Raw genomic sequence first — 20662 nt, 5'->3', positions numbered from 1 at the left:
GCGCGATTTCAGGTTGTGGCCGACGTTGGCGTCGTGCGAGAAGCTGTAGCGGAAGGTCAGGCTCTTCACGTGACCGATGTACAGGTTGTGCGACTGACCGTCGCCGGCGCCGTTGTGGCCGAATTCGCTGTACTCGACCAGGATGTCGCTGTTCGTGTTGGCATTGGCCAGGATACCGTTCTGGTTATCGTGCAGGAACGAATTACGCAGCGTGAAATTGGTGCCTTCGAGGCGGAAGGCGGCACCGTTCGCGTCGGGCACTTTAGCACCGTACATTTCGACGTTATCGACGACGATGTTGTTGCCGTCGACGACCCAGATACCCTTGCCGCCGGCGTTCTTGCCGGCCGCGTCGATTTTCGGACGGCCGTTGACGCCGCGGATCGTCAAATTGCTGCGCACGATGGTGCACACGTCGCCGCTATAAGTGGTGTTACCGGTGATTTCGACGACGTCGCCGTCTTTGGCGGCTGCGAACGCGGCGCACGGCTTGGCGTAGGTTTTGCCCGGACCTACCGACAGGGTGGCTGCGGAAGCCACGGTCATGCCTGCGAATGCCAGCAGAACGGCAGCAGTCAGGCGCGATGCGGAAAATTGGGTGTTGCGCGATGCGATTTGACGCAGTTGTTGCATGTCGATGTCCTCGTAAGCGATTGCCTGTCAGCAGTTGTTCCTGCTGGAAAGTTGCAGAATACGAGGTTTAAGATCGACGGTTTGTAACGAAGTGTAACCGAAAATAGCTAAACGATAACCCTGAAAAGAAGGTAATTAATGTTCCTTTTAGCCTTATTTAGTAGAGCTAAAGAACATGTACTGGTCACTCTTTCTAGCACTGGCTGCAAGAAAAAACGGTCCAGATACCGACTTTCCCTATGGAATGTAATTTCCGATGGAAAATTTACCGACAGAGCCAGAGTAACAACATGCATATCTGTCTGGTAAATGCCGGCGCCGCGGCCGTTGTCGGAATGACTTCAAAAAAATTTTTCGAAATCAAGTCGATGTTGCGTTCACGCTGCATTTTTTTCGGAAAAAATTTATGCCAACGTCCAACACCTACGAGGAATTTACCGAAAAAGTTCAGGCCTGGAAACTATTTTCGGAGAAAACGTTGTTTTCGGGGTAATTGCGGGCAATTAACTTCGATTGGTCCGCAGAGTACAGGCCGGACGACAAATAAAAAAACGCGGCACGAGGCCGCGTTTCCGATGGGTGAGACTCCGACGATTGCGCTGTCGTTACATGGTCGAGTAGGTGCACGACTTGACCACGCGGTAAGCCGGGTCGCCACCGAACGCCGTGTTCGTGCAGGCGATCGAGCCGGTGACCGTCTTGGTCGCGTAGAAGCCGTTGGCGCCGTAACGGACCTGATGCGTGCCCGAGAACGAGCAGACCCCGCCTTCAGCCGCACACGTCGTCCAGCCCGCGTCGGCCGAGACCGTCGCCGTGGTGCCGGTCGTACCCGAGGTCGTGACCGTGTTGCTGGAGTAGCTGCAGTTCTTGAGCAGGCCGTGTGCCGGGTCGCCGAACGCGGTGTTCGAGCAGACGACGGAGCCGGTGAACGTCTTCGTTGCGTACGAACCGTTGGCGCCGTAGCGGACGTTGCGGGTGCCGCTGAACGTGCAGGTGCCGCCTTCGCCGGCGCAGGCGATCCACGACGACGTGTCCGCTGCCGGGGCCGCGATCGCGACGCTGATCGCGCTCGAGTAGCTGCAGGTCTTGGCGACGCCGTGGATCGGATCGCTGAACACGGCGGACGTGCACGGCGTCGAGCCGGTGATCACTTTCGACGTATAGATACCGTTGGCGCCGTAGCGGACTTCGTGGGTGCCGCTGAACGTGCAGGTGGCGCCTTCGTTGGCGCAGGTCGTCCAGGTGACTGCCGCTGCGCTCGCATCCGGACCCGTCGCTTCATAGGCACCGATATCCATCAGGCCGGCCACCGGACGTGCTTCGCCGTAAGCGGTGGATTTATATTGCGCCACCGGCAGCAGCGACACGCCCTTGACGGACTTGCCCGGGTCGGTAGCGGCATTGATCACGAGCGCGCTGGCGGTCGGATGCAGGTCCCAGTTGGCACGGTCGACGAAGCCCGGGGCAACGGAACGGTAGTTGCTCTTCTGGATGGCGCTGGCTTGCGAGGTGAGCGTACCGATGCCACTGAAGATATTGTTCTGGATCAGGGCCGGGGTCGGAACCTTGCCGCTGACGAACACGAACGTGCCGTCGCCATAATCGTTCAGGAACGTATTATTGATGACGTACAGGTCGCTGCCGATATTGGTCGCGCCTTCTTCGCCGTAGGCGACGATGGTCGGGTTCTGGTTGGCGGCCGGCTGTTCGATGACGTTGCCGATGATGTAGGACGTACCGGCGTTCGGCAGGTCGATCTCGTACGACGGCTGGCCGCTGGCCGTGCTGCCGGTCTGGCCCGGCGGCGTGCTCGAGAAGCGGCTGTACGCGATCATGTTCGTATCGNGCGCGATTTCAGGTTGTGGCCGACGTTGGCGTCGTGCGAGAAGCTGTAGCGGAAGGTCAGGCTTTTCACGTGGCCGATGTACAGGTTGTGCGTCTGGCCTTCGCCGCGGCCGTTATGGCCGAATTCGCTGTACTCGATCAGGATGTCGCTGTTCGTGTTGGCATTGGCCAGGATGCCGTTCTCGTTATCGTGCAGGAACGCGTTACGCAGCGTGAAATTGGTACCCTGCAGACGGAAGGCGGCGCCGTTTCCGTCCATGACTTTAGCGCCGTACATTTCGACGTTGTCGACGGTCAGGTTGTTGCCGTTGACGACCCAGATACCTTTGTCGGAGGCGCTCTTGCCGGCCGCATCGATTTTCGGACGGCCGTTGACGCCGCGGATCGTCAGGTTGTTGCGGTTGATGCTGCAGACGTCACCGCTGTAGGTGGTGTTGCCGGTGATTTCGATGACGTCGCCGTCCTGGGCGACAGCGATGGCAGCGCACGGTTTGGCATAGGTTTTGCCCGGGCCGACCGACAGCGTGGCTGCGGAAGCGGAGGTCACACCTGCGAAGGCCATCAGAATGGTGGCAGCCAGGAGTGAATGGGTACGCAGAGTGTGCATGGAGATTCCTCGTAAAGTTTCTGTGCGGGAAGTAATTCCCGTGGGCAAGTTGGAGAATACGAGGTTTGCGATCCGCGTTTTGTAACGACGTGTAACAGTAATTGCTCAAGTAAAAAGACTTGGATCAAGAGGATTGACGTCTTGTTCAGGATTATTCATAACAAAAATTCCATCTTGATGACTTCCTGAACATTATATTCGGGCATCGCCTGTTTGTGTTTCCTCAGGCCAATTTAAATTCTCCCTCTGAAACATGAAGTTTTGAATACAGAAAGTTAACAGTTAAATTTATGCAAGGGGCCGTAGCGTTTATGCACGAAACGGCTGCACGCACTTTTTTGAGAAAAATCAGCGGAAAAAACGCGACAGAGCGCGAAATGTTGCGTGGAAGCGTCAATGGAAGGTTGCCGCGCGCGGGCGGCGACGTCATGGCCGTCACGGAGGATGCGGCATTGCGGCGCGACAGCAGGGTGTCGACGCCGCCCGGCACGCGCGGCAGCAACCGGCTCAGCGGCCTTTATATGCGGCGGCTTTCGGATCGGTACCGCTCGACCACGGATCTGCCGCCGGCCCCGCTTTCACGACCATGTCGTTGACGAGCGGCCGCAGCGTGAAGCCGGCACGGTTGATGAACCCCGGCTTGTCCAGGCGGCGGTTGTCCTTCTGGATCGCGCCGGCCTGCGAGGTCAAGGTGCCTGGGCCGCCGAAAACATTGTTCTGGATTAGGGCCGGCGTCGACACCTTGCCGCTGATGAACACGAACGTACCGCCGGTGAAATCGTTCAGGAACGTGTTATTGATGACATATAAATCCTGGCCCGGATTCGTCGCGCCTTCTTCGCCATAGGCCACGAGGGTCGAATTGTCGTTCACGGCCGGCTGCTCGATGACATTGCCGATGAGATAGGACGTGCCGGCACTCGGCAGGTCGATCTCGTACGACGGCTTGCCGCTGGCCGTGCTGCCGGGCCGGCCAGGGGGCGTGCTCGAGAAGCGGTTGTACGCGATCATGTTGAACATCGCGCGCGACTTGAGGTCGTGGCCGATGACGGCGTCATGCGAATAGTTGTAGCGGAAGGTCAGGCTCCTGGCGTTACCGATGTAAAGATTATGCGTCTGGCCCGTGCCGCTGCCGTTGTGGCCGAACTCGCTGTGCTCGATCACGATATTGCTGTTTTTATTGGCATTACTCAGCACGCCGTTCTCGTTATCGTGAATAAAAGCCTGGCGCAGCGTGAAATTCGTGCCTTCCAGACGCAGCGCCGCGCCATTCCCATCCGGCACTTTTGCGCCCAGCATCTCGACATTCTCGACCGTGATGTTGTTGCCGGTGACGACCCAGGTGCCCTTGCCGCCGTGGTGGTGCCCGGCGGCGTCGATGGTCGGCCGCCCCTGCACGCCGCGGATGGTCAGGTTGTTGCGGGCGATGGCGCACACGTCGCCGCTGTACGTCCAGTCGCCGACGATCTCGATGGTGTCGCCATCCTTGGCGGCGGTGATGGCGGCGCAGGGGGCAACATAAGTCTTGCCCGGGCCGACCGACAGCGTGGCGCCGGCCGCGCTGCCTGCCACGGCCAGCAGGAGGGTTGACAGGCCGGCCAGCGAGCGGGCCCGTGTGCGCGTTACGGGGATGTACAACGGTGACACGTCAATTCCTTGCTTGATTCATACAATGAAAAAACCGTCCCGCAGGACGGCTTTTTCGGCTTATTTCGCTGCCGCGACCATGTAGTCCACGGCCGCTTTCACATCGGCATCGGGTGCCGTCGAGCCGCCTCGCGGCGGCATCATGCCGGCCTCGCCCTGGAAACCCTTGATGGCATGCTGGTACAGCATGCTGGTGCCCTGGGCGATACGGGGCGCCCACGCGGCCTTGTCGCCGAATTTCGGCGCGCCGGCGATGCCGGCACCGTGGCAAGCCGTGCAGGTCGCATTGAACAGGGCTTTGCCGGCTTCGTTGTTGCCGGCCACGGCCGGGGTTGCCAGCGCGCCCGCGGTGGGCGGCGTGCCCGGCGTTGCTGCCGGCGTTGCCGGTGCCGGTGCGGCGTTCGCCGCCGGGGCCGCAGCGTTGGCCTGGGCCGGTGCGGCGCTTGCGGCCGGCGCTTCCGGTTCCTTGAACTTGGCGCCCGCCTGGTTCGCCATGAAGGCTACCGCACGGGCGACTTCGATATTGTCGAGATCGGGATCGCCGCCCTTGGCCGGCATGGCGCGGATGCCTTGCACGGCGTGCTGGACGAGGGTGTCGTAGCCCTGGGCGATGCGGGCGCTCCAGGCGCCGGCGTCGCCGGCTTTCGGTGCGCCAGCCGCGCCCGTGCCGTGACAGGCGATGCACACGGCGTTATACACGGCCTGGCCCGATTGCAGGATCTTCGGCGCGTTCGCATCCTTGAGCGCAAACCCTTCCTCGGCCACCGGGCGCACGCGCGCGGCGATGGCCTGCGCGCTCTGGCTTTCGGACCCGGCACCACCGAGGGGCTTGTTGGTGGCAAAGATCACCAGCAGGATGATGCCGATGACGATGACCAGGAAAAAACCAGCCACTGCGATGATCAGTTGCTTGGGAGTCCGAATGAAGGAGGTGTGTTCGGTATGTGCGTCGCTCATGATTTCCTTAATACAAATTAAAAAAACCTGCTTCTGCCCTACGGAATGCTTATCTAAATGCAATGCCGCCGGCCGATTATAGACGCAAAGACTTTTAATGGAAACGCAATTTCCGGCCGTGATGGCCGGTTCCCCATAGACGACGGTCGGGAAAGTCTGTATCCTTCGCATCACTCCGACCAGCGCGGCTGTAGCTCAGTGGATAGAGTATTGGCCTCCGAAGCCAAGGGTCGTGGGTTCGATCCCCGCCAGCCGCGCCATCCCACCTTCCGTACGCAGTTTGAAATCAATGAGTTGTTGATCGGTTTGGAGACCGCGTTGATGCAAACTTGCAACTAGTATACGTTGGCATCGCCCTGTCACTGTGCTCAGATTGTGCTCAGGCTTGCCGCATGACGGCATCCGCTGCACCTATGCAAGAAGGCTGTCCGCAGGTAGTAGGGCAGGCCTCGTACTTGGGGTATCCCATGGGCCATAAGTAGGACGTAGTAGGCCCCGGCCCCGTATCAAGTTATGTCGATTTAAGAAGGCTCGGGGGCTGCATGGAAAACCTACGCACTCGTCAAAAGTCCAACAACAATAGAAATCGACCTTTAACCCCTTTTTTGAATTCGTCTGATAGGCGAACCCCGGGGGTACTTTGGGCAGCAGAGGAAAAAAGGCAGGCTACTCAGCTGCTACCTTTCCTTCGCGTCTACCGCATCGCTGACTTACCCTGTGCCTGTGGAATCGGTGGCGACACTGCCGAACCGAATACAGCTATAGGGGCATCCGACATTAGCCCCACTGTCGCGCTCTATGCCGCTTCCTTTGACTCGCGGACACGCTGGGCCAGTCGGGCAAGGGTAGACCGTGAACAGCCTGTAGCGGCGATTACGTGGTTCCAGCTATCGCCCCTGCGCAGCATGGTCATGATCGCTTCGTTGCGTTCTACGTCTTCTTTACGGCCCTTGTAGCCCCCTTCTGCTTTAAGCTTCTTGATGCCCTGCTGCTGACGCCTGCGACGATCGGTATAGTACTTGCGTGCGATAGCGGCCAGCATATCCAGCATCATCCCGTTCAGGGCGTCCATCATGCGTGCGGTCATTTCATCCGTGGCGCTGGTCATCATCCACGACGTAGGCAAGTCCAGCGCAACAACACGAACCTTGCGCGCCTGAAGTTCCCGTTTCAGGTTTTCCCAATCCTGGGCATTAAGGCGCGACAAACGGTCTACCTGTTCGATCAGTAGTACATCCCCGGCATGGCAGTCCGACAGCAAACGGAACAGTTCAGGACGGTGCAGGCTTGCCCCTGATTCGTTCTCGACGTAATACGCTGCGATACGTAGGCCGCGTTCGGATGCGAAGGCATCAAGATCGGCTTTGGCGCGGCTGGCGTCTTGTTCTGCTGTAGATGCGCGCAGGTAGGCACGGACAAACATCTTGGGAACCCTTCAGTTCGATTTGGATGGTTCTCATTATGCTAGTTCGATTAGGGTTTGGAAAGATGAATTATCGAACTAGAACCGGACCATAGTTCCTTGGTTCGCTTGGGGTATCCCAGTGGAGAACTGCCAAGCTTACGCCACAAAGGATGGGATAAGTTCTTTCAGCGAGCACTGGAACTTCCGTTATCATCAACATACTGATGCCTTTACTCTAAGTCCCATGCCGACGATTAAAATCACTGAACGCGAAACCTATGAATGTGACCAATATCCGGATGAATGCCCGGTGTGCCACAAACATGTACATGCCACGCTAAAGCTTTCGCATATTGCAGGGACTACGAGGGAAGTGGCCAGGTCAGCAAGAATCGAAGCAGTTTTTCTTTGCCCAAATAGTAGCTGTGCAAGTTTATTTATCGCGTATTTTCGCGAGGCGACCGATCGCTACGGGCATGGTAACGGGGAATTTCGTTTTACGGGTGCCGCACCTCGCGCTTCGTTAAAACCAATGGTATTTGAAGGGATTGTTAAACTTTCTCCGAATTTTTTTGAAATCTATACACAAGCTACCGAAGCAGACCATCGAAGGCTCGATCAAGTCGCTGGAGTTGGGTACCGAAAAGCTTTGGAATTTCTGGTAAAGGATTACTGCTGCGATAAAAACCCGGACGATGCAGACACAATCAAAAAAACTGCATTAGCGGCTTGCATTGATAGATATGTAAACGACCAGAATATCAAAGATTGCGCCAAGCTTGCGGCATGGTTAGGCAATGATGAGACCCATTACGTTCGAAAATGGAACGACAAGGACGTTCAAGACCTGAAGGCACTCATGGGCCTTGCAATGTCTTGGATCGAAACCAGTATTAAAACTGATCAGTATAGGGCTTCCATGCTCAACAAGTCGTAAAGACCTTTAGCAGCTTGAATACCTTTTTAAAATTTATTTTTAAAAACATGAGATTTAGTCGAAAGGTTTCTGATGAGTCAGTGGCTTGTCCAGTTGCAAGGTGATCCTTTTGATTTGGAAGAATTTCCTCGGTGGTTTCCCAAAGGTAACGTACATGCAATCACCCGAAATAACGAAACATTCCTAACTGGGAATGCTTTCAACAAATTTGAAAAAGCCGCAGATGTGCGTGACTCGGCAGCTCAGATTCTTGATGAATTCTCGTCAGTAATTTCGCTTTTATGGCCGAGTCTGAAGCGCCCAACAATCGGTCACCTTATCCATGAAAACGGTGATGGCGAAGGAAAGGTGCATTATGTACTTGTTGCTGAAAGCGCCACTATTCGATCCAAATTTAGTGCCGCCAAAATTTCGATCAACGGTGTACCCCAATTCGACCTAGATGGACCAACCCAAGCAGAACAGTTGTTAGAAGCTGCACGTCAAGATCGCTGCCTTCAGCTTGTATTGGCGATTTGGGCAGACCCCATCCGTACTTGGCCTCGGCTTTATCGTCTGCTTGAAGAACTGGAAGCGTTCTTGGAAAGCAGGGTTGACGTATCAGGCCTAACTACTAAGACCGAACGTGACCGGTTTACCCATTCCGCAAACAGCGCCGAGATCGCAGGTAAAGATGCGCGCCACAGGGGCGGAAAATTCGTTCCCCCTAAAAACCCCATGGGATTGAACGAAGCAACTACATTCATTGGCCAGTTGATTGTAGCGGTCCTTAAGCAAGCAAAGACGAACCGCTGAGCTTGATAAGGCTGCACAGTTAGTTGGTAATCTATGCCTATTTTTTGGGCATTTTTTTTATTGGTCGTATACAACGTTGCTTTTATGATATCAGGCGAAGGTAGCTTGACCTCGTGGTGTAGTTAGCCAGACCGCCTTGGGCAACCCTTGACCTGCTGCTGCATGGGTCACCGCAGGATTGGGCGGCGACCTATGATGCCGGTTTTCCTGCAAGTAACGCTAATGAATCCAACGCACGCTATTGTTTAGATCGTGCCGTTTGGATGATTCTAAAAAAACAGGAACATTCAAACGTCAGACGTGAGCCTGCAAAGGATGTTCTATTTAATCCACCACCAGCGTACATTGGTCGAGTTGTATTCGAGCGCCCATCTACACAATCGAACACGGTTCATATTGTCTCGGAAGGGTTCACATACACAATAAGAAAAATTGTAGGGGTATTTGATCCATCGGAGCGATTTTTTGAAATACTAGCTGAATCCGAAGAGAAGGATGGCGATTCACTATTACAAGTCGCAGCCGAATATTATCAAGGTTTTTTGCAGATCCTCGACGATGACGAGCCCTAATATATTGCAATATCGATAATGTGGGCGGCCAAGCCGCCCACATTATCACGCAACCTTATTGACAGCCAAGTCCCACCCGCCAACGGTTGATCCACCTGCTCCGCCGCCGATCTTTTGTTGGGTATATCGCCATTTGACCTTCGAAAACTTCAGGGAGACATGTTCGCCGAGAATTGATCCTGCTTCGAGGCCCGGCGTGATGGCACCGACCAAAACGTTCTCCAGTTCAATCTCGAAATACCTGATTGGCACACCATTCCCATCCGCGCGCATGAATTCGAATTTTGCTTTCGGAATAGTTTTCCCCATCGCGCACGTCTGCATTAATATCGGCGACGACAGATCGGCGAGTTTGCTGAATGTGATTTCTTCGATTTCGACTCGCTCCGCAGTATGCCCACCACCCGTCGACGACGTTGCGCTACGAGGCTGATGAAGCCCCCAGTTTACAGACTCGCACTCTATCCAGTCTTTATGCTTATCGTCTTGTGATTCGCCTTTGATGCCGTCGATCTGCAGGTAGACGTCGATTGCCATAGTTCCTCCGTATATTGATGAAAGAGTAGGTTGGCTATGGTGGCGCAATCCGGCCGAGATCGCTTGTGCCCGCGCAAGAAGGCACGTTGTCGTAGTGCTAGATTTGTCGGATGTTTATAAACTGCGGAGCCAACATGACTGGTAAGCATGGCCAGGCCACGACGAGCGGGCCGAACGCTTCAATGAAGATGAGCCCGGAAGCACGGGCTCGGATGCGCGCGACCGAGAAAGCAATTTATCGTTATTACAACGACCTGGGCAAGAATAAAGGGAATTGCACTTGGGGTGCGGGTATTCTTTCTCACAAGGGTGTTTGCACTGAAGACGAGTTAAAGAAAAAAGTTAGTGCGACGATGGTCGATCAAGAATTTGAACGCCGAGTGGGTGAGGCGGAACGAATTGTTCAACGAAACACCATCAAGGCTGTTAATCAGGATCAATTCGACGCGTTGGTCAGCCTAACATATAATTCTGGTGGCCGGGGTGCACGAGATACCTTTGATTTCGTAAATCGAGGAGATCTTGCAGGTGCGGCGAAAAATATCTCTTCGATGATTAAGGTTGGGGTAATGGAAAAAGGTAAGAAGAAATATGTTGTCGCGCCGGGTTTAATCAAACGGCGGGAAGAGGAAGCTGCCCCTTTCCGTGTTAAAGACGATAAGAAAAATGCTGACAGCAAATAAGGAGATAATTATGGCTCTTCGTCATTACGCAATCTTGCGCCGACGAGTGACGGCGCCCGTCATTGCCACGCTGGCTTTGGCTGCTTTGCCTGCTTGGGCCGATGCGCCTGCCGACTACGAGCAAGCCGTCGTTGGCAAGTGGCGCCTGACCGCAGCCTTGGATGGTGCGGACGTTACGTCTCTTGATGAGAAAGAGGCTCAGCGGCTGGTCGGCCGAGTGTTTACGATCCGCAGAGATGCGATAACGTTCGGCGACCGCAAGTGCGGTCCGTCTGAGTTTGAAGCAGAAAGCGTCGAGCCTCGGATGTTTGTTCGTGAACAGTTTCATGCCGATGCTGCTAAGCTACACCTGCCCAGCCCTGTGACAGTTGTTGATCTTAGCTGCACGTCTGTGTTCATCAAGAATGCGGTCACACTTGTCATCGCTTGGAAAGGATGGTTCTTCGACGCTGTTCGCGTGAAGCGCTAACTTTGAAATCGGGGAGAAAACTGCCTGACTTTCTTCCCATTATTTTTTCAGCCACGTCAGTCTCCCCCTGCCCCTCTCCCGGGACGTCACCCGTCAAACCACGTTCTATCGACGTCGCTACCGTTTGTGCGCTGCAACGCCGATGCACATGATAGTGTCCGTTGCCTTTCGGATTGGCTGCACATGTGTCAACATTCGACACTGCGCCGCGACCGCCGTCCGGCGCCGATTTTCATTTCACAGAGGACGATGATGAGCGCCAAGGTTTATGTGGTCATAGTGACCTACAACGGATCCAAGTGGGTGACGCCATGCTTTTCCAGCCTGCGCAAGTCGACCGTGCCGCTGCAGACGATCGTGATCGACAACGGGTCGCAGGACGACACGCTGGCGCGCATCGCCGCCGATTATCCTGAAGTCGAGATCGTCAATACGGGCCAGAACCTCGGTTTCGGCAAGGCCAACAACATCGGCATGGAACTGGCATACCGGCACGGCGCGGATTATGTGTTCCTGCTCAACCAGGACGCCTGGATCGATCCGGACGCCGTCGAAAAGCTCGTCGATGCGCATCAGCGCCATCCGGGCTACGGCGTCATCAGCCCGATGCACCTGAACGGCGCCGGTGACGGCCTCGATTACGGGTTTTCCAATTACATCGGGCCGAACAAGTGCAGGGGCCTGTATTCGGACATCTACCTCGGCCGCGTGAAGGACGTGTACGACGTCGGCTTCGTGAATGCCGCCGCCTGGTCGATGACGCGCGAATGCGTGGAACGCGTCGGCGGTTTCAGTCCGTCGTTCTTCCACTACGGCGAGGACGACAATTACACGCAGCGCCTGCACTTCCACAAGCTCAAGCTGGGCGTCCTGCCCACGTCGCGCATCTATCATGACCGCGAGCAGCGCCCGCCCAGCAAGTTCTTCGAGTCCGGCGAAACCTTCCGGCGCGAAGTCATCGCGCGCAGCTCGAACCCGAACACGCATTTTTCCTTCGGCCGCGAATGGGTGTCCGTGTTCGCCCACCTCGGCTATGCGCTGGCACGCCTGAACATGCACGACGTCAAGCTGCAGCTGGCCAAGGTCCGCCTGCTGGCCGGCATCGACAAGGCGACAATCGCCGCCAACCGCGAGCGCAGCAAGGCGGGCCGCGGCGCATTCCTGGACCTGGATGCCGGCGGCAGCGCACGGATTTCAAACGCCGCGCCCGGCCTGGCGGTCGAACACCAGCCCGGCTGACAAACGCCTGGCGTAATGGGCGATTTACCCGGAAAGCATAGCATTACGACAAGTTACGACCGTTCAATAACCATGCTTACAACACTCCGGTAAATCAGCACAAGGTAGTGCTTGCCTCTTTTGACTGCAGCAACTTATTCTGCTGTTCTTGGAGCGTTCGTTTCATGCGCACGGTATGTCTTGTTGCTAACTTGTAATCGATAAAATGTTATTATCTCATCAGCACGGCGGTGAGGATTCGTGAAGATTGGGTTGACGACCGCGGCATGAACGATGCTCTGTAACTGTCGATGACATGGGTCGTCGCCGTCCGCGGGACGGGGGGCGGCTTGTCGAGCATGCAGATGTTTCCGTGCTAAACAAAAGTTATCGTAATAGCAAAATTTGCGGAACGGAATCAATATGAAGCCAGACGAGGTCATCGCAGTAGTTGGATTGGGTTATGTAGGTTTGCCGCTGGCTGTCGAGTTCGGCAAGCTCGGCCCGACGATCGGGTTCGATTTATCGGTGGCAAAGGTCGAAAGCTACAAGAAATTTGTCGATCCCGCCGGTGAGGTCTCGACTGAACAATTGCGTGCAGCACGCCACCTGAGCGTCACGACCGACCCGGCCGCGCTGGCACAGGCCGATTACATCCTGATCGGCGTCCCGACGCCCGTCGACATCGCCCACGTTCCCGACTTCGCGCCGCTGATCGGCGCCAGCGAGACCGTCGGCAAGCACATGAAGCGCGGCGCGATCGTCATCTTCGAATCGACCGTCTATCCGGGCGCGACCGAGGAAGTCTGCATCCCCGTCCTGGAAAAATTCTCCGGCATGAAGTGGAAGGAAGACTTCCACGTCGGCTTCTCGCCCGAGCGCATCAACCCGGGCGACAAGGAACACACGCTGACCAACGTGATGAAAGTGGTCTCCGGCGACGACCAGGAAACCCTGGACCGCGTCGCGTCCATGTACGAGACCGTCGTCAAGGCCGGCGTGCACCGCGCGTCCAGCCTCAAGGTCGCGGAAGCGGCCAAGGTCATCGAGAACACGCAGCGCGACCTGAACATCGCCCTGATGAACGAACTGGCGATCATCTTCGACAAGATCGGCATCGACACGCTGGAAGTGCTGAAGGCCGCCGGCACGAAATGGAACTTCCTGCCGTTCCGCCCGGGCCTGGTGGGCGGCCACTGCATCGGCGTCGACCCGTACTACCTGACGCACAAGGCCGAGATGATCGGCTACCACCCGCAAGTGATCCTGGCAGGCCGCCGCATCAACGACGGCATGGCCAAGTTCGTTGCCGAGAAAACCGTCAAGTCGATGATTTCGGCCGGTTTCCACGTCAAGGGCTCGAAAGTCAACGTGATCGGCCTGACGTTCAAGGAAAATTGCCCCGATCTGCGCAATTCCAAGGTCGCCGACATTGTGTACGAGCTACAGTCCTATGGTGTCGACGTGCACGTGTACGACCCGGTGGCGGAAGCGGACGAAGCGCAGCACGAGTACGGCATCAAGCTGGAGCGCTGGGAAGACCTGCCCAAGGCCGATGCCCTCATCGTCGCGGTCCCGCACAAGGAAGTGCTGGCGCGTTCGCTGACGGACATCCAGTCCAAGCTGAACGACGGCGGCTGCTTCGTCGACGTGAAGGCCCAGTTCGATCCAAACGGGATCCGCGAGGCTGGCTACTGCGTCTGGCGTTTGTAATGTAATGCGGGCAGCCGCGATTCCGGTCGCGGCTGCCATGACTATTCAACAGGTCGTGCCGAGGGCAGGCCGCTTGGTCCCCGAGCCTTGCCGTTTCGCATGCAATGATGACAATGACAGTTCCTGGCTATTCTTGGCCTTATTTTCTTTCCTCGAGTCAAAAGCTTTCGGGAACGCCCGTGCGTCTCCCGCTTACCCTATTGGTTGTGCAAGTCAGCAATAACAGCTACTCCGGAGGCAACTGTGCTTAGGATCTCTAATCACTATGTGTCGAAGATCGTGTTCGTGCTGCTGTTCGTCGAAGTGCTGGTACTGCTCGGCGCAGTCTACATCGGCGCGGCGGTGCGATTCATGGAAGTGGGCCAGAATGCCGGCCTGCCCAGCATCGGCCATCTCGATCATTTCTTCACGTCCGCCATCGCCTTTACCGCAGCGATCATTTTCAGCATGAGCGCGATGGGGATGTACCAGCTCGACTTCAACGAAGGCCTGCGCCATCCGTTCTTCATGAAGCTGATGCCCTCGTTCCTGATGGGCTTCCTGATCCTGACGCTGGTGTTCTACGTGGCGCCGGACCTGTACTTCGGACGCGGCATCATGGCGCTCGTGTTCGGGATCGCCGCCAGCGGTATCTTCCTGGCGCGCATGGTGTTCTTCAAGTCGTCCGAGCTGCGCTTCCTGGAAACCCGCATCCTGTTCCTGGGCAGCGGTCCGCTGGCCAAGGAATGCAGCGACCTGGCCGTGCAGAGCGCCAGCTATCACCGCTACAACATCGCCGGCTTCGTGCCGACGCCGACCGAAGAACTGTGCGTGCCGTCGACGAACCTGCTCAAGTCGCGCGAGGGCGAATCGCTCGTCGCGCTGGCACGCCAGTACAACGTCGAGGAAATCGTCGTCTCCGTGCAGAACCGCCGCGGCGGCTTCCCCATCAAGGATCTGCTCGAGTGCAAGCTGCAGGGGTTCAAGGTCACGGACGCCGCCACGTTCTTCGAGCGCGAGACCTGCCAGATCCGCGTCGACTCGCTGCAGCCGTCGTGGCTCGTGTTCGGCGGCGGCTTCGACCAGAGCTTCGTGCGCACGTTCATGAAGCGCAGCTTCGACATCGTCTGCAGCCTGATCATCATGGTGCTGACGCTCCCGCTGATGCTGCTGGCGGCGCTGGCCGTCAAGCTGGAAGACCGCGGCCCCGTGTTCTATTCGCAGGAGCGGGTCGGCAAGGACGGCGTCACGTTCTTCGTCCACAAATTCCGCAGCATGCGCACGGACGCCGAAAAGGGCGGCAAGCCGCAATGGGCGCAGCAGAACGATCCGCGCATCACGCGCGTCGGCAATTTCATGCGCAAGACGCGTATCGACGAGCTGCCGCAGGTGCTCAATGTGCTCAAGGGCGACATGTCGTTCGTCGGCCCGCGTCCCGAGCGCCAGTACTTCGTCGACCAGCTGATCGAAGTGGTCCCGTATTACAACGTGCGCCACAGCGTCAAGCCGGGCATCACCGGCTGGGCCCAGGTGCGCTACGGCTACGGCTCGTCGGCCGAGGACGCGCTGCAGAAGCTGCAGTACGATCTGTACTACGTCAAGAACAACAGCCTGTTCCTCGACGTGCTGATCCTGATCGATACCCTGAAGGTCGTCCTGTTCCGCAGCGGACGCTGATGCTGCCCGCGGCTGCCGGCAAGGCCGGCGGGCGGCCGTGGATGACCACCGAATCCTGCCCAGTAACGTGATCAATATCGCTGCTTCCAGCTACGCACTGGCCGCCATCGGCTTCCTCGCCCTGGGCCTGTCGGTCCTGTCGGGCTGGCGCGGCCGCGCCCAGCGCGGCACGCTCAGCACCGCGTGCCTGGCCACGGCCGCGTGGGCCGCGGCGCTCGGCTGGGACGCCGCGCAGGAGATCCTGTGGAATACGGGCACGGCCGCGCTTGAACTGCTGCGCGACGGCGCCTGGTCGCTGTTCCTCGTAGCGCTGCTCGGCCACTGGCAACAGGAATCGGAAGGAACGCCGACGCGTCTCATCCTCGGTCGCTTCCACGCGCCGCGCACGTCGCTGCTGGCGGCGGGATGCGTCTACCTGATGCTGCTGGCCGGCGTCGGCGTCGCCCACTGGCGCAACGACCTGCTGCCCGAACTCGGGCTGCCCCTCCTGATCGGCTACGTCGGCCTGTCGGTGTACGGGATGCTGCTCGTCGAGCAGGTCTACCGCAACAAGACCATCGAGGAACGCTGGGCGATCAAGTTCGCCTGCCTCGGCATCGGCGGCATGTTCGCCTACGACTTCTACATGTACAGCAATGCGCTGCTGTTCCGCAAACTGAGTCCGGACCTGTGGACGGCGCGCGGTTTCGTCAACGCGCTGACCGTGCCGCTGGTGGCGGTGTCGATGACGCGCCGTAAATCGTGGACGACGTCGTTCGCCGTCTCGCGCCGCGTCGTGTTCCATTCGGCCGCGCTGTTCGGTTCCGCGATCTACCTGCTGGCCATGGGATCGGTCGGCTACTACCTGCGTTATGTCGGCGGCAGCTGGGGCACGGTGATGCAGACCGGCTTCCTGTTCGGCGCCATCTCGCTGCTGGGCGTGATCCTGTTCTCCGGCACGGCGCGCTCCTGGCTGAGGGTCTCGATCAGCAAGCATTTTTATCGCTACAACTACGATTACCGCGAAGAGTGGATGCGTTTTACGCGCACGCTGTCCGAGCGCGGCCCGAACCTGGGCGAGCGCGCGATCCAGGCGCTGGCCGTCCTCGTCGAAAGCCCCGGGGGCACGTTGTGGCAGCGTGATGCCGGCGGCCGCTTCACGGTGATGGCGGGCTGGCAGGCGCCCGATATGCACGTGGCGGAACCGGCCAACGCGCCGTTCTGCCGCTTCCTGGAAAGCACGCAGTGGGTGATCGACGTCGACGAATATGTCGAGCGCCCCGACAAGTACGAAGGCCTCGCGCTGCCCGACTGGCTGCTGGACATGCCGCGCCGCTGGCTCGTCGTGCCGCTGATGCTGCAGGAAAAACTGTTCGGCTTCGTCGTGCTGCAGCGCGCGCGCAGCCCGTTGAAACTGAACTGGGAAATCATCGACCTGCTCGAAATCGCCGGCAGCCAGGCCGCCAGCTACCTTGCGCAGGAAGACGCGGCCAATGCGCTGATGGTGGCGCGCCAGTTCGAGTCGTTCAACCGCATGTCGACGTTCGTCGTGCACGACCTCAAGAATCTCGTCGCCCAGCTGTCGCTGATGAACGCCAACGCCGAGAGGCACAAGGACAATCCGGAATTCCAGCGCGACATGCTGGAGACGCTGAACCACTCCGTGCAGAAGATGAAGCTGCTGCTGCAAAAGCTGTCGCGCAGCGAGAATGCCGAGAAGCCGCAGCCGCTGGCGGTCGACGAGGTCGCGCGCCAGGCGCTGGCCCTGAAAAGCGCGTTCGAACCGCATCCGCAGCTGCTCGTCGAGCAGGCCGGCCTGCTGGTGCTGGCCGACCGCGAGCGCCTCGAACGCGTGATCGGCCACCTGATCCAGAACGCGATCGAGGCGACGCCGCGCGACGGCCACGTGATGGTCCGCGTGGCCCCGGCGGCCGGCGGGCGCGGCGAGGCCGTCGAGGTCGAGATCACGGACACCGGCGAAGGCATGACGGAGGAATTCATCCGCGAGCGCCTGTTCAAGCCGTTCGATTCGACCAAGTCGGCCGGCATGGGTATCGGCGTGTTCGAGAGCCGGGAATACATCACTGAACTGGGCGGGGCGCTGGAAGTGACCAGCCAACCCGCGCTCGGCACCACATTCAAGGTCGTCCTGCCGCTGCATCGCGTCGCCGCGGCCGCGACGATCGCCTGAAAGAAGACACCATGACCCAACAAAAACCCAAGCTGTTGATCATCGAAGACGACCCGGGCCTGCAGAAGCAGCTGCGCTGGAGCCTGGACGCCTACGACGTCGTGGTGGCCGGCGACCGCGAGGCGGCGCTGGCGCAGATCCGCCGCCACGAACCGCCCGTGTGCACGATGGACCTGGGCCTGCCGCCCGATCCGGACGGCTCCACCGAGGGCCTCGCGACCCTGCAGCAGATCCTGGCGCTGGCGCCGGACACCCGCGTGATCGTCCTGACGGGCAACCAGGACCATGCCAACGCCGTCAAGGCGATCGCCATGGGCGCCTACGATTTTCACCAGAAGCCGGTCGACCCGGAAGTGCTGAACCTCGTGATCCAGCGCGCCTTCTTCCTGCACAACCTGCAGCAGGAAAACCGCCGCATGCAGCAGTCGCAGGCCGACTCGCCGCTGGCCGGCGTGATCTCGCGCGATCCGGGCATGCTCAAGGTCTGCCGCACCATCGAGAAGGTGGCGCCGACGTCCGCCTCCGTCATGCTGCTGGGCGAATCGGGCACCGGCAAGGAGGTGCTGGCGCGCGCCATCCACGCGCTGTCGCCGCGCGCGAAGGAGCGCTTCATGGCGATCAACTGCGCGGCGATCCCGGAAAACCTGCTGGAAAGCGAATTGTTCGGCTACGAAAAGGGCGCCTTCACGGGCGCCGCCAAGCAGACCAAGGGCAAGGTGGAACTGGCCCACGGCGGCACGTTCTTCCTCGACGAGGTTGGGGACCTGCCGATGGCGCTGCAGGCCAAGCTGCTGCGCTTTTTGCAGGAGCGCGTGATCGAGCGCATCGGCGGCCACGAGGAGATCCCCGTCGACGTGCGCATCGTCTGCGCGACGCACCAGAAACTGAAGGACTTGTGCGCGCAGGGCCGCTTCCGCGAAGACCTGTATTACCGCTTGTCGGAAATCGTCGTGACGATCCCGCCGCTGCGCCAGCGCGAAGGCGATGCCGCGCTGCTGGCCCATCACTTCAAGAACAAGTTCTGCGCGCAGGAGTCGCGCGCGTCGCTGCACTTCGCGCCGGACGCGCTGGCCGCGATCGAAGCGTATCAATGGCCCGGCAACGTGCGCGAGATGGAAAACTGCATCAAGCGCGCCGTCATCATGGCCGACGCGAACACCATCGTCGCCGACGACCTGGGCCTGCCAGACACGGGCGCCGAAGAGGAACCGCTGAACCTGCGCCAGGTGCGCGACGAGGCCGAATACAAAGCCATCGCCCGTGCGCTGGCGCGCACCGACGGCAACATCGTCAAGGCGTCCGAGATGCTGGGCGTGAGCCGTCCCACGTTGTATGACCTGATGGGACGCCACGGCATCAAGGCCAGCGCGTGACGGTGCGCCGGCTGGCGCGCCGCGGCCTGCTGGCGGCGGGCGTCGCCGCGGTGCTGCTTGCCGCCGCGCTGCCGGCCATCGTCGACCACATGGGCGTCGCCCCGCGCACGCTCGCCCCGTACATCGAAAAGCGCACCAGCGGCCATAACCCGCTCATCGTCGGCAGCGGCCGCCGCGTCGCCGCAATCCTGACGACGCTCGACCGCGGCCCGGCCGGCGTGGCGCCGCCCCGGCTGGCCCTGAACGTCGGCGCGCAGCCGCGGGCCGCCGGACAGGATGGCGGCGGCATCCAGGTCGCCACGCCCGATGCCCTGCGCGCCGCGCTCAAGGAAGCGGCACCGGGCGACGTCATCACGCTGGCACCGGGCACCTACCGCTTCCAGGGCAAGGGCATCGGCATTGCGCGCGCGGGCCGGGCGGATGCGCGCATCGTCGTGCGCGCGGCGCAGCCGGGCACCGTGCACATCGAACTCGAGACGCTCGAGGGCTTCGTCGTCGACGCGCCGTACTGGCGTTTCGAGAACCTCGATATCCGCGGCGTGTGCCCGGCGGACGACGACTGCGAGCACGCCTTCCACGTCATCGGCGGCGGCCATCACTTCGAGAGCGTCAACAACACGATCCGCGACTTCAACGCGCACATCAAGATCAATGGCCACGACGGCCGCTACCCCGACGACGGCCTGATCGACCACACGACACTGGCGGCCACGCACGTGCGCGCGACGACGAAGCCGGTGACGCCCATCGATCTCGTCACCGCCAGCGGCTGGACCGTGCGCGCGAACGTCATCACCGACTTCGTCAAGCGCGACGGCAACGAGGTCAGCTACGGCGCGTTCGCCAAGGGTGGCGGCAAAAACAACGTCTTCGAACGCAACGTCGTCTGGTGCGAGCAGACCTTGCGCGGCCAGCCGGGACAGCGCATCGGCCTGTCGCTGGGCGGCGGCGGCACGGGCCGCGAATTCTGCCGCGACGGCCGCTGCATCACCGAGCAGGATGGGAGTGTCGTGCGCGCCAACCTGATCGTCGGCTGTTCGGACGTGGGCATCTACCTGAACGGCGCGGCGGCCAGCAAGGTCGTCGACAACACGCTCGTCGACACGAGCGGCATCGACGTGCGTTATCCGACGAGCAGCGCGGTGGTGGACGGGAATCTGGTCGACGGTCCGATCCGCGCCCGCGACGGCGGCATCGTGCACCTGGGAGACAATCGCGCAACGCCGCTCTGGCGCGCGTACGTCGGCAGCCATCCCGTGCGCAGCCTGTTCCGCGCACCGGAGACGGGCGATTTTTCCTGGCGCGGCGCGCCGCCGTTGCGCGACGAGATGGATAGCGAAGGGCGGCCGGCGGATGCGCGCGACCTGTGCGGCAAACCGCGCGCCGCGGCCGCGGTGTATGGGGCGTTTGCCCGCTTTACGGATTGTCTGCCGGCGTCCTGAACG

General features: G+C 59.5%; 14 protein-coding genes, 1 tRNA gene and 2 pseudogenes. 11 read left to right on the top strand and 6 right to left on the bottom strand.

Translation table 11 applies throughout. The annotated features are described in order from the left end of the window. From ASC93_RS32210 to ASC93_RS17830, 4 genes and pseudogenes are all read right to left on the bottom strand, one after another. A pseudogene (locus ASC93_RS32210) lies at positions 1–633 on the bottom strand (hypothetical protein); the annotation flags it as partial. A 1846-nt stretch (positions 634–2479) separates the two neighbouring features. Continuing rightward, positions 2480–3085: pseudogene (locus ASC93_RS32205) on the bottom strand (hypothetical protein); the annotation flags it as partial. Positions 3086–3592: 507 nt separating this feature from the next. Further along, the gene (locus ASC93_RS17835; protein WP_157201987.1) at positions 3593–4732 is read right to left on the bottom strand and encodes a hypothetical protein; all 1140 of its coding nucleotides are present in this window, start codon (positions 4730–4732) and stop codon (positions 3593–3595) included. A 60-nt stretch (positions 4733–4792) separates the two neighbouring features. Beyond that, positions 4793–5689: a cytochrome c5 family protein gene (locus tag ASC93_RS17830; protein ID WP_056445155.1), complete on the bottom strand. Its 897-nt coding sequence runs from the start codon at positions 5687–5689 to the stop codon at positions 4793–4795. Positions 5690–5873: 184 nt separating this feature from the next. Here ASC93_RS17830 and ASC93_RS17825 point away from each other — a divergent pair. After that, positions 5874–5949, top strand: a tRNA-Arg gene (locus ASC93_RS17825). Positions 5950–6485: 536 nt separating this feature from the next. On the opposite strand, the gene ASC93_RS17820 is transcribed toward ASC93_RS17825, so the two are convergent. Next, the gene (locus ASC93_RS17820; RefSeq protein WP_056445152.1) at positions 6486–7112 is read right to left on the bottom strand and encodes a recombinase family protein; all 627 of its coding nucleotides are present in this window, start codon (positions 7110–7112) and stop codon (positions 6486–6488) included. Positions 7113–7338: 226 nt separating this feature from the next. On the opposite strand from ASC93_RS17820, the gene ASC93_RS30015 reads away from it, so the two are divergent. Then, a complete protein-coding gene (locus ASC93_RS30015) occupies positions 7339–8031 on the top strand; it encodes a DUF4145 domain-containing protein (protein ID WP_082548131.1) in 693 nt (230 codons plus the stop codon). A 72-nt stretch (positions 8032–8103) separates the two neighbouring features. Continuing rightward, positions 8104–8826 (top strand): hypothetical protein, encoded by a 723-nt coding sequence (locus tag ASC93_RS30895; protein WP_157201986.1) that lies wholly within the window; start codon positions 8104–8106, stop codon positions 8824–8826. A 617-nt stretch (positions 8827–9443) separates the two neighbouring features. On the opposite strand, the gene ASC93_RS17815 is transcribed toward ASC93_RS30895, so the two are convergent. Continuing rightward, on the bottom strand, positions 9444–9935 hold the full coding sequence (locus ASC93_RS17815; protein WP_056445149.1) for a type VI secretion system tube protein Hcp: 492 nt from the start codon (positions 9933–9935) through the stop codon (positions 9444–9446). Positions 9936–10069: 134 nt separating this feature from the next. Here ASC93_RS17815 and ASC93_RS30010 point away from each other — a divergent pair, with 134 nt between their 5' ends. The 8 genes from ASC93_RS30010 (at position 10070) to ASC93_RS17780 (ending at position 20659) form a co-directional block, all read left to right on the top strand. Beyond that, positions 10070–10618: a glycoside hydrolase family protein gene (locus ASC93_RS30010; RefSeq protein WP_229412773.1), complete on the top strand. Its 549-nt coding sequence runs from the start codon at positions 10070–10072 to the stop codon at positions 10616–10618. Continuing rightward, entirely contained in the window at positions 10602–11087 is a 486-nt protein-coding gene (locus ASC93_RS17810) for a hypothetical protein (protein ID WP_157201985.1), read from the top strand. The genes ASC93_RS30010 and ASC93_RS17810 overlap by 17 nt, the downstream gene beginning before the upstream one ends. 252 nt (positions 11088–11339) lie before the next feature. Beyond that, complete coding sequence (locus tag ASC93_RS17805) at positions 11340–12326, top strand: glycosyltransferase family 2 protein (RefSeq protein WP_056445143.1); 987 nt, start codon at positions 11340–11342, stop codon at positions 12324–12326. Positions 12327–12728: 402 nt separating this feature from the next. Continuing rightward, the gene (locus ASC93_RS17800; RefSeq protein ID WP_056445140.1) at positions 12729–14018 is read left to right on the top strand and encodes a nucleotide sugar dehydrogenase; all 1290 of its coding nucleotides are present in this window, start codon (positions 12729–12731) and stop codon (positions 14016–14018) included. 243 nt (positions 14019–14261) lie between these two features. Then, positions 14262–15674, top strand: a complete 1413-nt coding sequence (locus tag ASC93_RS17795; RefSeq protein ID WP_056445137.1) for a TIGR03013 family XrtA/PEP-CTERM system glycosyltransferase — start codon at positions 14262–14264, stop codon at positions 15672–15674. Positions 15675–15711: 37 nt separating this feature from the next. Next, on the top strand, positions 15712–17844 hold the full coding sequence (gene prsK, locus ASC93_RS17790; RefSeq protein WP_229412772.1) for an XrtA/PEP-CTERM system histidine kinase PrsK: 2133 nt from the start codon (positions 15712–15714) through the stop codon (positions 17842–17844). A gap of 11 nt (positions 17845–17855) precedes the next feature. Continuing rightward, positions 17856–19217 (top strand): PEP-CTERM-box response regulator transcription factor, encoded by a 1362-nt coding sequence (prsR, locus tag ASC93_RS17785; RefSeq protein WP_056445131.1) that lies wholly within the window; start codon positions 17856–17858, stop codon positions 19215–19217. After that, a complete protein-coding gene (locus tag ASC93_RS17780; RefSeq protein WP_229412771.1) occupies positions 19214–20659 on the top strand; it encodes a right-handed parallel beta-helix repeat-containing protein in 1446 nt (481 codons plus the stop codon). Before prsR ends, ASC93_RS17780 begins: the two co-directional genes overlap by 4 nt. Positions 20660–20662 lie beyond the last annotated feature (3 nt).

The sequence above is a fragment of the Massilia sp. Root335 genome (assembly GCF_001425685.1).
Lineage (GTDB): Bacteria > Pseudomonadota > Gammaproteobacteria > Burkholderiales > Burkholderiaceae_D > Telluria > Telluria luteola.
This window is presented reverse-complemented; position numbering and strand designations above follow the sequence as displayed.